17 protein-coding genes and 1 pseudogene are annotated in these 13315 nt (G+C 36.9%); 6 read left to right on the plus strand and 12 right to left on the minus strand.

The window, feature by feature from the left end:
• Nucleotides 1–5: 5 nt before the first annotated feature.
• Nucleotides 6–758, minus strand: a complete 753-nt coding sequence (locus ACXAE4_RS17910) for an SDR family NAD(P)-dependent oxidoreductase (protein WP_028413626.1) — start codon at nt 756–758, stop codon at nt 6–8.
• A gap of 219 nt (nt 759–977) precedes the next feature.
• On the opposite strand from ACXAE4_RS17910, the gene ACXAE4_RS17915 reads away from it, so the two are divergent.
• Nucleotides 978–2351, plus strand: a complete 1374-nt coding sequence (locus tag ACXAE4_RS17915; RefSeq protein WP_028413627.1) for an MATE family efflux transporter — start codon at nt 978–980, stop codon at nt 2349–2351.
• Nucleotides 2352–2437: 86 nt separating this feature from the next.
• On the opposite strand, the gene ACXAE4_RS17920 is transcribed toward ACXAE4_RS17915, so the two are convergent.
• Nucleotides 2438–2716 carry an AbrB/MazE/SpoVT family DNA-binding domain-containing protein gene (locus ACXAE4_RS17920; protein WP_025752053.1) on the minus strand — a complete coding sequence of 93 codons (279 nt, stop codon included), beginning with the start codon at nt 2714–2716 and terminating at the stop codon, nt 2438–2440.
• Nucleotides 2717–3090: 374 nt separating this feature from the next.
• Nucleotides 3091–3471 carry a replication termination protein gene (locus ACXAE4_RS17925; protein WP_013056721.1) on the minus strand — a complete coding sequence of 127 codons (381 nt, stop codon included), beginning with the start codon at nt 3469–3471 and terminating at the stop codon, nt 3091–3093.
• A gap of 229 nt (nt 3472–3700) precedes the next feature.
• Between ACXAE4_RS17925 and ACXAE4_RS17930 the strand changes: the two genes are divergently transcribed.
• The gene (locus ACXAE4_RS17930) at nt 3701–4135 is read left to right on the plus strand and encodes an Hsp20/alpha crystallin family protein (protein WP_013082862.1); all 435 of its coding nucleotides are present in this window, start codon (nt 3701–3703) and stop codon (nt 4133–4135) included.
• A gap of 42 nt (nt 4136–4177) precedes the next feature.
• Here the strand turns inward: ACXAE4_RS17930 and ACXAE4_RS17935 are convergent, their stop codons facing one another.
• On the minus strand, nt 4178–4939 hold the full coding sequence (locus tag ACXAE4_RS17935) for an anti-sigma factor (RefSeq protein ID WP_028413628.1): 762 nt from the start codon (nt 4937–4939) through the stop codon (nt 4178–4180).
• The gene (locus ACXAE4_RS17940) at nt 4936–5502 is read right to left on the minus strand and encodes an RNA polymerase sigma factor (protein WP_116738408.1); all 567 of its coding nucleotides are present in this window, start codon (nt 5500–5502) and stop codon (nt 4936–4938) included. Before ACXAE4_RS17940 ends, ACXAE4_RS17935 begins: the two co-directional genes overlap by 4 nt.
• A 149-nt stretch (nt 5503–5651) precedes the next feature.
• On the opposite strand from ACXAE4_RS17940, the gene ACXAE4_RS17945 reads away from it, so the two are divergent.
• Complete coding sequence (locus ACXAE4_RS17945) at nt 5652–6050, plus strand: thiol-disulfide oxidoreductase DCC family protein (RefSeq protein ID WP_154988943.1); 399 nt, start codon at nt 5652–5654, stop codon at nt 6048–6050.
• Between the two features lie 159 nt (nt 6051–6209).
• Here ACXAE4_RS17945 and proC read toward each other — a convergent pair whose 3' ends face one another.
• From proC to ACXAE4_RS17965, 4 genes and pseudogenes are all read right to left on the minus strand, one after another.
• Complete coding sequence (proC, locus tag ACXAE4_RS17950) at nt 6210–7013, minus strand: pyrroline-5-carboxylate reductase (protein ID WP_028413631.1); 804 nt, start codon at nt 7011–7013, stop codon at nt 6210–6212.
• 3 nt (nt 7014–7016) lie between these two features.
• Complete coding sequence (gene bshB2 / locus ACXAE4_RS17955) at nt 7017–7679, minus strand: bacillithiol biosynthesis deacetylase BshB2 (RefSeq protein WP_013056715.1); 663 nt, start codon at nt 7677–7679, stop codon at nt 7017–7019.
• A gap of 23 nt (nt 7680–7702) precedes the next feature.
• Nucleotides 7703–8050 carry a YojF family protein gene (locus ACXAE4_RS17960; protein WP_013056714.1) on the minus strand — a complete coding sequence of 116 codons (348 nt, stop codon included), beginning with the start codon at nt 8048–8050 and terminating at the stop codon, nt 7703–7705.
• Nucleotides 8051–8096: 46 nt separating this feature from the next.
• Nucleotides 8097–8983 (minus strand): annotated as a pseudogene (locus tag ACXAE4_RS17965) (5'-3' exonuclease).
• A 243-nt stretch (nt 8984–9226) separates the two neighbouring features.
• On the opposite strand from ACXAE4_RS17965, the gene ACXAE4_RS17970 reads away from it, so the two are divergent.
• A complete protein-coding gene (locus ACXAE4_RS17970) occupies nt 9227–9538 on the plus strand; it encodes a hypothetical protein (protein ID WP_016763842.1) in 312 nt (103 codons plus the stop codon).
• A 50-nt stretch (nt 9539–9588) separates the two neighbouring features.
• Here ACXAE4_RS17970 and ACXAE4_RS17975 read toward each other — a convergent pair whose 3' ends face one another.
• Together ACXAE4_RS17975 and panE are read right to left on the minus strand one after the other, a co-directional pair.
• Nucleotides 9589–10389 (minus strand): GIY-YIG nuclease family protein, encoded by an 801-nt coding sequence (locus ACXAE4_RS17975; protein ID WP_154988945.1) that lies wholly within the window; start codon nt 10387–10389, stop codon nt 9589–9591.
• Entirely contained in the window at nt 10389–11318 is a 930-nt protein-coding gene (gene panE / locus ACXAE4_RS17980) for a 2-dehydropantoate 2-reductase (protein ID WP_028413634.1), read from the minus strand. Before panE ends, ACXAE4_RS17975 begins: the two co-directional genes overlap by 1 nt.
• Nucleotides 11319–11569: 251 nt before the next feature.
• Between panE and ACXAE4_RS17985 the strand changes: the two genes are divergently transcribed.
• A complete protein-coding gene (locus ACXAE4_RS17985) occupies nt 11570–12490 on the plus strand; it encodes a CobW family GTP-binding protein (protein WP_154988947.1) in 921 nt (306 codons plus the stop codon).
• 32 nt (nt 12491–12522) lie between these two features.
• On the opposite strand, the gene ACXAE4_RS17990 is transcribed toward ACXAE4_RS17985, so the two are convergent.
• Complete coding sequence (locus ACXAE4_RS17990; RefSeq protein ID WP_013056708.1) at nt 12523–12681, minus strand: hypothetical protein; 159 nt, start codon at nt 12679–12681, stop codon at nt 12523–12525.
• 294 nt (nt 12682–12975) lie between these two features.
• Between ACXAE4_RS17990 and ACXAE4_RS17995 the strand changes: the two genes are divergently transcribed.
• Entirely contained in the window at nt 12976–13302 is a 327-nt protein-coding gene (locus tag ACXAE4_RS17995) for a MerR family transcriptional regulator (RefSeq protein WP_013082852.1), read from the plus strand.
• The last annotated feature ends 13 nt before the right edge of the window (nt 13303–13315 follow it).

The raw sequence follows: 13315 nt of genomic DNA on the forward strand, positions 1-13315 counted from the left end.
TTTTTTTAAAAGTTCATTTTTGACTGTCCACCGTCTACGTTTAATGTCGCACCTACTATCCATGAAGCTTGAGAAGATGCTAAAAAAACAACGGCGTTTGCCACTTCTTCTGGCTCTCCAAAGCGCCCTGCGGGTATTTCATTTTCAACAAACTGCTTAATCTTTTCCGGATTTTCATCCATTCTTTTTTTCCAATTACCCGTTTCATGCAAGATGCTTCCAGGCGCTACTCCATTTACACGAATTCCTTTAGAAATCATTTCATCTGCAAACGACTTTGTAAAGCTGATAAGCGCTGCTTTTGCGTTATTGTACGTGACTTTCCCTCCACTTTCTCTCCCAAAAATAGACGTAACATTAACGATTGCCGCATCTTTTGTCATACGAGCTGCTGCTAGCTTGCTCAAGTGGACAGCTGAAAAGTAGTTTAGCTCCATTGCTTCCTGAAAAAGAGATAAATCTGTTTCCATTGCCGTGCTTCCATTACTTCCTCCAGCGTTATTAATTAAAATATCAATACTCCCAAAGTCGTTAATGAATTTCTTAATTAACGCAACTCTATCCGCTTCGTTTGTTAGATCTGCTGTATATGTACGTACGTTTTCTAATTCTGACTGTGCATGCTGTAATGCTTCCTCTCCTCTTGCAGCAATTCCAACGTTTGCTCCTTCTTGAATAAACAAAGCAGCTATAGCTTTCCCAATCCCTTTTGATCCACCGGTAATGAGTACATTTTTACTTTGCAACTGTAAATCCACACGTATCCCTCCACGTTAAATGATAACTACTATACTTTCTATCATATCCCACCGCGTCTCAAAATTAAAATCATATACTACTTTACCTTTTACTTCCTTTCAAAGTGTGTTCTTTATGGATACATTCTTTGAATTTATTGTCAGAACTCTTAGCAAAAACAAGCCTTTGCGTGATATAATGCTTTTTGGTGTAAATGTTTTCAAATTGGGGGTTTTTTAATGCAACAAACGTTTTCAACGTCTCAAAAAGTTAAGCAGTTCGTTTTTATTTTATTTCCGATATTGGTCACCCAGTTTGGAATGTTTTCAATGACTTTCTTTGATACGATGATGTCAGGAAGAGTTAGTGCAGATGACTTGGCAGGGGTAGCAATTGGTTCGAGCTTATGGGTGCCTGTTTTTACAGGGCTAAGCGGAATTTTAATGTCTATTACGCCAATTGTTGCACAGCTGGTGGGAGCTAATCAAAAGAAAAAAGTTCCGTTCTCTGTCATTCAAGGGCTTTATGTCTCCATTTTAATGGCCGCTGTTATCATTTTAATCGGCTTTTTTGTTGTTAGTCCTATCTTAAAAGGAATGAATTTAGAAGCAAACGTGATGCGCATTGCCAAACAGTATTTAATCGCTTTATCTTTTGGTATTATTCCGCTTTTTATTTATACGGTTTTACGAAACTTTATTGATGCTTTAGGGCAAACTCGTACGTCTATGCTGGTCACCATTTTAGGGCTTCCGATTAATGTGGCTTTAAACTATGTATTAATCTTCGGTAAGCTGGGCTTCCCTCACTTGGGTGGCGTAGGCTCTGGTTATGCAACGGCCATCACATATTGGTGCATACTTGTCATATCGATTTTAATTATTCATAAAAAAGAGCCTTTTTCTAGCTTCGGTTTATTTAAAAAATTTCACCGTATCTCATTTTCTGCCTGGAAAGAAATATTAAAAATTGGTTTACCTATCGGTTTTTCCGTATTTTTCGAAACAAGTATTTTTTCAGCTGTCACGCTGTTTATGAGCTCATATAATACCATTACAATCGCTTCTCACCAAGCAGCTATTAATTTTGCCTCATTTCTCTATATGATTCCACTGAGTATTTCGATGGCTTTAACAATCGTTGTAGGATTTGAAGCGGGTGCTAAACGGAATCAGGATGCACGAAGCTATAGCAGAATTGGTATAACAATTGCTGTTGGCATGGCTTTTGTTTGCGCAGGTCTTTTATTTACTCTTCGAGAATCTGTAGCATCTTTATATACAAAAGATGCAGAGGTACTGGCATTAACTTCTCACTTTTTGATTTATGCAATTTTCTTTCAGCTTTCTGATGCTCTTCAAGCTCCTATTCAAGGTGCGCTGCGAGGATATAAGGATGTAAATGTAACCTTTTTAATGTCCTTGGTATCTTATTGGGTAATTGGTCTACCTTTAGGCATTGTGTTAGCAAAATACACCGATTTGCAGGCGTTTGGCTATTGGGTTGGACTAATTGCTGGGCTCGCTGCAGGAGCAACAGGACTTGCGTATCGTTTGATAAAAATACAAAAAAAGCAGCTGCTAGAGGAGGATAAATCTTCTCGAACGGCTTAAACCAAAAAAGAACGTTCTCAAAAGAACGTTCTTTTTTGGTTTAAAGATGGATGGATATTCTTCCTTATACTAAGACCTAAAACTTCTTATTTATTTAAGGTACGCTCTAACTCTTGTAAAAGCTGTTCCGCACCTTTTTTACTTAACACAACGTTTCCATTACCAAAGGTTAAGTTTTCACGCGTAATTTCCCCAGTTACTAAGCAAGCACCATACGGGCTATACTTTTGTAAAATAATAATATCTTCATCAACATATATTTCTACTGGATCACCTGTGTTGATATTTAAAATACGGCGCAATTCAATAGGAATTACTACGCGACCCAATTCATCTACTTTTCTTACAATTCCTGTAGACTTCATAAAATCCATTCCTTTCATAGTAAACAAATAATATCTTCTCGATACAAATCTAGTCAAATTCGTCAGAGTTGCTAAAACCAAAATGCTTGAATGATGGTCTGATAACGGTTTATAAGTTCTTAAAATATGGCAAATAACGTATTAAATAGATTTATATACACTTTGTATCATATCAATTCGTACACTATTTATGAATAGTGCATAATCTTTAAAATCGAATTCATCCATATATGTTAAAAGTGTGTATTTTATCCATAATATAACTATATATCCATCTTTTACACTACTTTGTACCCATTTTATAACTTTTATTCCGACATAAGACGACAAAATCAGCTATAGAAAAAACGTGTCTTTTCTAACTAAAGACACGTTCATTTGGACCCGAAGTTGTCACGAATAGCTTTTTGAATCATAGCTTCACACCGCTCCAGCTCTACTTTTAATTGTTTTTTATATAATTTAGCTTTCTCTTCTCCCTCATTTGTAAATGTATAATAAACCACTTCTTGAAGCTTCATTCCTTCTTTTTTACGCTTCACCTGTTTGAGGACACCGTCTTCAATCAAGTCATGAAGAGCTTTGTATACCTCAGAATGATTAGGTTTGAACCCAAAAGGTCGAAATTCATCTCTCAACACATCTAATAACCGAAGGCCATACAGACGCTCTTGCTCCGTCATTGTAATCATATATAATTTTAAGAAAGCACGTTGTTTTAATAGAAAACCACTGGATGTACGCTTTTCTCTCATCTCAACTTCCCCCTTCACATACTTGCTTTCATTTAGAATAATAGAAAGCTCTATACGTAATTATACTTTTTTTATTCTACATAATCCTTCTTTTTCACTCAAAATCTCTTTTTTTCCTCACATTTTTTCACTTATTTACGCATTTTTCTCATTCTTTGTAAGCAGGCATTGAATTTTCTTTTTTTCATATATATAGAAGGAATTTACGTGAATATAAGGAGGGGTTCCTTTGAGTAAAAAATATGAAGAGATTGATTGGGGTTCAATTCAGCATAAGGTAGAAGATATGCTTGGAAATCACTTTTGGAGCGATTTAAATCACATCTTGCCAAAGCGATTTCCAAACGTCGATTTATATGAAACCGATAAAGAAGGCATTATCGTCGTTGAAGTTCCTGGACTACATTCCACTAACGACATTCAAATTAAGTTGGACGCAAATATATTAACAGTTGAAGGGAACGTTCCTTATGCTTATGAAGCATCTAAACAAAAGCTAAAGCTGAACGAACGCCATACAGGCGTATTTTCTCGCACGGTCAAACTTCCTTTTCACTACACGGACGAACCAGTTCGCGCTAAGTACAAAAATGGTTTATTGGAAATTCGACTGAATAAGATAGAAAATGATCAAACCATTGCTATACAGTTTGAAGATGATTAACTGCACGTAACAAAAACCCTTCTGCTAGCAGAAGGGTTTTTGTTAGAGCGCTGAACTTAACACAACGTTTCCTTTTGGCGTCTTATTATTCGCGTTCGGTTCTAAAGTAATGGCCATAACATCCCACTTTTCACTCTGTTCTTTTTGGCTCATCGTATAGACCACTGTCCCATTTCCATTTTTATCTGTTACAAAAGCACCTGCCGGGTGAGGCTTATCACCTTTTATGAGCCATACCTGATAGACTTCATTCCCTTTTACATTTTTCAAGTTATTCGCTTGAATGACCACATTTAAATTTCCACCTTTTTTCGTCAGAGATGCTGTTGCTTCACCAGAAACATTCGGCTCTGCCTGCAGCTTCATCGTTTTCTCAGATGTAAGAGGTTCATTTTGAGGAGCAACCGAAACATTTGGTTCTTGTTTGCCTTTGTCTCCATCTTTCAACAGAAAGTAGCTGTTTCCTACAAGGGATAAAATAAGTGCCGCAGCTAATCCAATAATGACGGATTTTTTATTTGATTTCTTAGACGCAGCATATTGTTTTTCATTTTTTAAAGCTATTGATTCTCTCTTTGTCTCACCTTGATCTTCTTCGAATACATTTGCAAGTATTCGCTGTTTCATTTCTGGAGGAGGAGATTGCTCTGGTGTCAAATACGTTAGATCTCCAAGAACTTCCTCCAGTTCTTTTAGTTCATCCTGACAGCTTTGACAGTTTTTTAAGTGCATTTCAAACTCTTTTTTCTCATGGGAAGTCAACTGATCATTATAGTAATCAATTAGTTTATCGCACATACTCATGAATCAGCTCTCCCTTCTGCATCGGTACCTAAATATGTTTTTAATTTCCGCAACGCTAATCGCACCCTACCCTTTACTGTTCCTAATGGGATTTGCTGCTCTTCTGCTACTTTTTGCTGCGTTAATCCCTTAAAATAAACGGATTGAATAATCTTTTTTTGGTCTTCAGACAATTTTGATACAGCGTGCCGTACTCTCTGCTGTTCTTCTTTCCACTGAAGGTGCTCGTCAATCTGAGGATGATCATCTTCAATAAAATCAAAAATTTCTTCTGAGAAAATAGGATCGGTTTTTCTTTTTCTCACCATATCAATCGCGGTGTTTCTTGTAATCGTAAACAGCCATGATGAAAACTTCCCTTTTTCATCGCTGTAAACTCCCTTTCCTCTCCACAGCTTAATAAATACTTCTTGAACAGCTTCTTCAGCAATATCAGAGCTATTTGTTAACCGGTATACAAACGAATAAAGAATTCGCTCATACTTGTCATACAGCAGTTCAAGGGCTTTTTTGTCTTGTTCTTTTATTCTATTGTATAAGACAACGTCGTTTTGCTCTTTCATACCCTTCTCCTTTAACTCTTATGAGTCCTTATTATATAATCGAATTACCTTTGCATTTGGATCACTTTCACATCTTTTAAACGTACCTTTATTTTTCAAAAATGACAAGTAATTATACTTTTTTTATGGAATAGGAGCGAAATTGTCCAATGAAACATTTGATTCTTTTTGATGGCATATGTAATTTATGTAACAGCAGTGTTCAATTTATTATTAAACATGATGAACAAGCTTTGTTTTCTTTCGCCTCTCTTCAATCAGATTTCGGAAAGCAGCAGCTCGCCTCTCACGGCTTACTTCCTGAGCAATTAGATAGCATTGTATATATCCATGGAAAACAAAGATATATACAATCAACGGCTGCTTTAAAAATCGCCAAGCGCTTAGATGGACCCGTTAAATTTTTATATGCACTTATTATCATTCCTGCGCCTATTCGAGATATCGTATACAACTGGATCGCTCGCAACCGATATAAGTGGTTTGGCAAACAGCAGCACTGCATGCTCCCAACTTCTGATACAAAAAAGCGATTTGTCGATGACTAAAAAAGCTCGGCACATAGAGAAAAAACGATTCCAAAGAGGCATATTTTTATGTTAAGAAAGTCTATTCATAAAAAAATCCGAACTGATTCAACATTCTAATGAAAGAATGCTGAACTATAGTTCGGATTTTTTATCTAACATATGGTTGTATGAGCTTTTTTAGCTTCCACCCATTGCTTTTTTATTCGTTGCTTCAATTGCCTGCTTCATTGTTAAGAAAAAGTCTTGTTCTTTCATCACTTTTAATCCTTCGGCAGTAGCGCCGCCTGGAGTTGTTACTTGCTCTCTTAAAGACGCAGGATCTTTGGTTTCATGCAGCATTTGTACAGAGCCATACATCATTTGAATAACTAAATCTTTGGCTGTTTTTTCGTCCACACCGTAAGCAGTCGTTGCATCAATTAACGATTCTGCAAAATAATATAAAAACGCAGGTGCACTGCCAGTTACAGCCGTTAGCTCATGTACTTCTTTTTCTGAACACTCATGCGCTTCACCAATTCCTTTTAAAATCATTTGAAGCACTTCTTTATGCTCTTTTGTTGCAGAAGTTCCAAGTGTATACAGGGACATCGATTGCCCAATCATAGCAGCTGTATTTGGCATAATCCAAGCGACAGGCGTTTCCTGAGGAAGGTGGTTTTCTAAATAACTCGGACCAATTCCTGCAGCTAACGTTACAACAAATTGCTGATTTAAATGAGTCGAAAGTTCCTTGAGAACGGAAGGATGCGCCTCGGGAGGCATCGCTAAAATAATAACGTCCGAATTGTCAACTTCCTGGCGCCAATTTTGCGTCGTTTGTACGCCGTACGTTTTTTCAACTCGCTGTAACCGACCGATATCTCCGTTGTTTGACATCACCACTGCCTCAATACTATCAGCGCTGCTCGTAACCAAGCCAGCCGCTACGGCTTCAGCCATTCGTCCCGCTCCAATAAATAAAATTCGCTGTTTTTTCATCTGTTACTCCCAGTTATATGTCCAGAATTCTTCTCTTGTTAATAGACGTTCCATTTGCGGATAGTCAGATAAGCGATCGAAGTCAATTGCGTTCATCATTCCTTCTGTTTGAGAACGATGGGCTTTTAACGCTTCAATTTTTTTATCTTTCATCGCTGTTACATCAAAAATAACATCTGGTTCTCCAATATGTTCAATACGATCTTTTGAAAACGCATGACACCAAACAACCGGACGCTTTTCTTTTGGCATACGTTTTACCGCTTGGATCGTAGCTGCTCCCGTGGCATTGTGATCAGGATGTACTGCAAAGCCAGGGTAATGCGTTAAAATGTGAGTCGGCTTTACATCGTTAATAATTTCTTCAATTTTATCTGCAAAAACATCAATATCAAGAAATTCTAGCGTTTTATCACGAAGCCCTAGCATACGCAAGTCTTGAATGTCTAAAACGTTTGCTAAATCTAAAAGTTCTTTTTTTCGGATTTGAGGTAGAGTTTCACGGTTAGCAAACAGCGGTCTACCCATGTTTCGTCCCATTTCACCTAGCGTAACACAAGCATATGTAACGGGCGTTCCTTTTTGTCTAGCTTGCGTGATCATTCCTGCTGCTCCATATGCTTCATCGTCAGGATGCGGAAATACAATTAATAATCTTTCTTCCATGTTCTATTCTCCTCTCTTTTCTGTTATGAAAACGGATGTTCACTTAATTGAAGGGCAACTGCTAAACGACCTTCAAAGTCATGCCCTGCTAAAAGAAGTCTGCCTTCTTCATCAATTTCCCAATCTGTTAATCCCTCTGCATAAATCCATCCTAAATCAATTTGAAGACCTACACGATAAGGACCTTCTCCAGTTATCTTTCCGTTTGAAATAGTGACTTTACCATTGCGAATAAAAGCCCCAACTGTCATTACTTTTTCATTTACGTGTGAAGCATATGCACCGTTTGTCGTTTCAAGGTGTACATATACGTCTTTATTTAAAAATGTTTGTATTTTTTTTTGAACTGTTTCTTTATGAATTGGTTGCACGCTTGTTACTCCTTTCTCATGTTCATAAATTGTATTGTACTAAAAATCAGGAGCGAATCCTAATGTTTAGTTCTAGACTTTGAATTTCTTTATTCCATCGTTCATAATCATACATAAATGTTAATTCTTCCCAATTCAACATACTGATTTCTTGAATGTCTATAATAATCTCAGCGAGTTCACGGCTAAGCATACCTAGTTCTTTTCCTTCTGCTAGCTTTTTTTGTAACGATTAAAAGCTGGATCTAATTGTTCAATTTGTGCATAAATTTCATGGATAGAGCCATATTGTTGAATAAGAGGCAGTGCGGCTTTTTCTCCTACACCTGGAACGCCCGGAATATTATCAGATTTGTCACCAAGCAATGCTTTTACGTCCACCCATTGACGAGGATGAATATTATATTCTTCTTGAAAGTGCTTAAAGCCATAAACAAGATCGCCAACCTGCTTTTTAGCAATAATTTGCGAAATATGTTGATCTAGGAGCTGAAGCAAGTCTCGGTCGTTGCTATAGATGTACCCTGGACTTTGCTTTTCCTTACTCCACTTGCTTGCAAGTGCTCCAATTAAATCATCTGCTTCATAAGAAGACAATGACATTTGATAAATGCCTACTGTATCAAAAAATTGCTTTAACGTTTCGTACTGCTGAATCAGCGGATCAGGCAGCTCTGCTCTTGTTTGCTTATATAAAGCGTATGTATCTTTACGTTTTGTATCCTCGCGTTTAACATCCCAAGCGACGAAAATATGGCTTGGCTCATATTGGTGAATCAATGCATGCATTTTTTGAATCGTTACTCTCAGGGCATTCGTAAATTGGCCCTTACTGTTTCTTGTCAACGCTGCTTCATCTCTTCCATAAGAAGTAGCAAAATAACAGCGGCTTAATAAATTAAATCCATCAATTACTAATAGTGTTTCGTTCACATAGTCACGTCCTTTGAAAACTTTGCTCCTTTAGCTTTTAGAGCAAACATACTATAGCACTTGTTCTTTGCACGCGTCAATGAAGTGCACAAAGCTCAAAACCCGCCCATTTTTTTCTCTCAATGTAAATGTAGTATAAAGATGTTAAATTGTTGTTATGATTTATTCGTTTGACTTTTAGAACTTTTGACTATCCTATAAAATGAGGATGAAAGATCAATCCTACAAATGAAGGTGAAAAAAGTGAATAAAAACACGATGATTAAAACATTAAAAGTTATATCTGTTGTGTCGCTTCTCGCTTTGTTATTTATCATTGCTTATGATCGTTCCATGTCTACATCCATGATTATTTTGTTCAGTTCGCTCATTTTCTTTGTATTTGTACTTAGCGACTTTTTTTTCGATCGCAAGCCGTGGGGATTAAAAGGCCTTCAATTATATATATCACTGATGTTATTCATCATTGCCATTTTTGAAATGCATCAAGTTGTCAGTTCACTTTGCGTTATTTCCATTATGGCTCTACCAAAAGTTATTGACGAATTAGCTTAAGCGCGAATGATAAATGATAAAATCCATGATCACAATGATCATGGATTTTATTACGTTTTGAGTAATTTTTCAGAGATGCGAAGAGCTTCTTCTATGCCAAATTTACGCACTAAACTGATGGCTTCCTTTATTTCTCTCTTTTTCAAATCATGAGTCGGATTTAAATTTAACAACACTTGAATAACAACTAAATCCCGCATCGTAAACATCATATTCTTTTTCATATCTCGCTGAAATGTATACTGTTCTTTTAAGAGCCGGTCACTTATTGCTAACACTTTCGACTCCGGAAGATGTAGCTGCGCTCCTGCTTCTTGACAAGACCACAATTTTTTCACTCGATCTTCAGCATTCATATTTGCGACTCGTGCATATGTAATATCGCTGTTTTCTTGGCGAATCTCTATCTCTTTTAACGTTGGCTTTAGCACCGTTTTTCGCTTAGAGACTTTTTTCTTGTCAACTCCTGTATCCCTGAGGACTCTGCCGTGAACGGTGTAAATGTCGTATTCATTTTCTCTTTTTACATCTTGTTTATTGTATTTTGGAAAATAACCATTTACAAGCATCGTTCTCAACATATCTAATTCTTTTTTTAATCCATGAACTTCAATATATCCAACCGCATGAATTTCTTTGTGGAATTTTTTTGTATTGCTAACACCTTTTCCTGCAACGTGAGCTCTTACTCTTTCTGATAGAGAGCCCGTCGTGGTTCCGATATACAAAAGCCTGCCGGGTTCATCAAAGAAAAAATAAATGCCAGGAGCGGAAGGCAATTGTCCCATTTCTGCTGTACTTAGCAGCTTTTGCAATACTTGCATGACTGCTAAATCAATTTTTGCTGTCATTATTTTTGATAACCTTTTAACATTTCTTCATATACTTTTAGATGCGTATGTACAGTTTGAAGAAGCGGTACGTGTATAGACGATTTTTCAGCTAACTTCAGCAAATATCCTTGAAGGTGGTCTCCTTCAATTTGAGAGCTTTTTTCCATGTCGCGCTGCATCGATGACTTCATGTCATACGTCATTTTGTCCATCGTATTCATATGCTGTTCAATGATTCCTTCGGCTAATGGTGCATCGTAGGCCATCATAATATTTTCCACTTCTTTAAAAAGTTCTTGCACAAATTGACGCCCGCCTTTTGCTGCTAAAACTGGTCCAACAGGTGCGCGCATAAGAGTAGTCATGCCTGACATAACCGTAATAAACAAATACTTATGCCACATATCCTGTTCAATATATGAACTTTTCACAAACGAAGCTTTTGTACCACTGAACGCTTGCTCAATCAGTTGTAATCGTTCTGTGTCCTTCTGCTTAAATTCACCAAATACAAGTCTGTGAGCAGGACTCGTCTGGACGACCTCTCCATCTTGGTTTAAAGTAGTTTCAATAAAGCACAGCCCTCCAATGACTTTCTCTTCCCCAAAAGCTTCCTGCAATGGAGCGACGTGAGCCATACCGTTTAACAAAGGTATTACAACGGTCTGATTCCCTACAAAAGGACGGACATCTTCAATTGCTTGTGTAAGATGATAAGCCTTCGTTGTGAACAAAATAACATCATAAGGTCCTTTTACCTCAGATTTTGTAATAGCTTGTACAGGTGAAGTGAAGTCACCGTGTGCACTTTTAATCACAAGTCCGTTTTGTTCCAGCTCTTTTTTTCTGCGTTCTCTGACAAGGAAAGTAACATCTTCTCCTTTTTCCACAAGCCTGCCTCCAAAATAACCGCCAACGCCGCCTGCGCCTAAAACTAATATTCGCATAACTTTTGCTCCCCTTTTCTTTTTCTTTTATTGTAGCACAGCTAGTTTGAAATTTTATAATATTCTTATTTCATTGTATTTTGAGTTTTCTACAAAAGATAGCCATAGCGCTTTTAAAGTTGTTATAATGAATACAAAAAAGCATAAAAATTTACGTTTAGACATTTATCCCCTCTTGGATATACGATTTACCAACCCGTAATCGGAAAAATTCCGATTTAAATAATGTTATTTACATAGGAGAGACTGAAATGAAAACAGAAATCTACATTTTATCTGGATTTTTAGGCAGCGGAAAAACAACGTTGCTTAAACAGCTGCTTCAGCAAGAAAAAGATCGTAATCGCAATATTGCTGTTGTGATGAATGAGCTTGGCCAAATTTCGATTGACTCAAATGAAGTAGAAGAAGACACGCCGTTAAAAGAATTGCTAAATGGCTGCGTGTGCTGTACGATTCAAGGTCAATTTGAAACGCAGCTTCATTCACTTTTACAGGAGAACACATTGGATGCTATCTATATAGAAACAACGGGAGTTGCCCATCCCATTGAAGTATTAGATGCTTGTATGTCTCCTCTTTTTGCGCATCAAGTTACGATTAAAAGTATTATCACCACACTGGATGCGACAAGATGGAAAGAACGTGGTTCCTTAAGCATTCAACTTCAAAAACTTCTTCAAGAACAAGTAAAACATGGGGATGTAATTTTATTAAATAAAACGGACATGCTGTCTGAGTCAGAAAAGTCTTCCCTGCTTTTTGAGATTCAATCCATTAACGCTAGTGCAAGGACATTATTAACGACATTTTCCCGCGTAAAGCTTGATGTAATTCAAAAAGCTCAGCTGTCTCAAAAACAGCCGCACCATAAGGCTCATGTTGAAGATCATCTTCATTTGAAAACATTTGTATATGAGTTTACAAAAAAAGTGGATCTTGAATTATTTGAAAATTGGCTGCGCCAAATGCCAGATACCATTTATCGCATTAAAGGCTACATGCGCTTCACTCATTCGAATGATACGTATTCGTTTCAATATTCATACGGCATGCCTCTATATATGAAAGAAATGATGAAGCTGCCCACCACTCTTGTCTTTATAGGTGAAAACCTCGATCATGCTAAGATGAAACAAGAATTATTTAATCTTGAACAGCAATCTCATTAAAAATCCCGCTCTAGGCGGGATTTTTTCATTACTTATAAACAGGCATTTTGTACTCTGCGCAAAATTTCATATGCACGATTTCCGGCTAACTCTGTCAATTCTTCAAATTTTTCATCTCTTTTCAAATCGAGTTCAATAATTTCTTTTGCCAGCTCAATAATCTCTTCTTTTTTCAATTGTTGCACAGCCATGTAAAACGCCCTTCCCTTTTAGAATTTATGTATATTCTCACATTTATTTTCTATTCATCATTTTGAAAGCAAGTGATTAACCACAAGGCTTTATCCTGTATGGTTAACCACTTGGGATCGAGTTAATCATTAGTTTATAGGACTCTTTTCCCTATTTCATTATTTATGTCACTTTTTCTCACATAGTAATTCAAAAATATAACATATATATGTTAGAATGTATTACATGTTATAATTTTTTGTATTTTTTTCCTTTATAATAACATACTACTACGTACTCAGGGGTGAGGGAGATTGTCTACGAATGAAGCGTCATATCGAGATAAAAAAGTCATGTCTATTGGGATTGTAAAAGAATTAACCGGTTTATCAGAAAGACAAATTCGCTACTATGAGAAAAGAAGCCTGCTCTTTCCGGACCGAACCAATACGGGTATCCGGAAATATTCGTTTTCAGACGTCGAACGATTAATGGATATTGCCGATCGTATAGAAGAAGGAGTTCAAACGAGTGAAATACGCACAGAACTGGCTAAAAAAGATGAAGCGAGAAAAATGAAAGAAGTAAAAAACCAAATGCTTCAAGGTCAGTTGAACGCTCATTTCAAGCGGAAGCTATAAAGTATACATACGG

This window comes from Priestia sp. ABM2_011 (assembly GCF_056158845.1).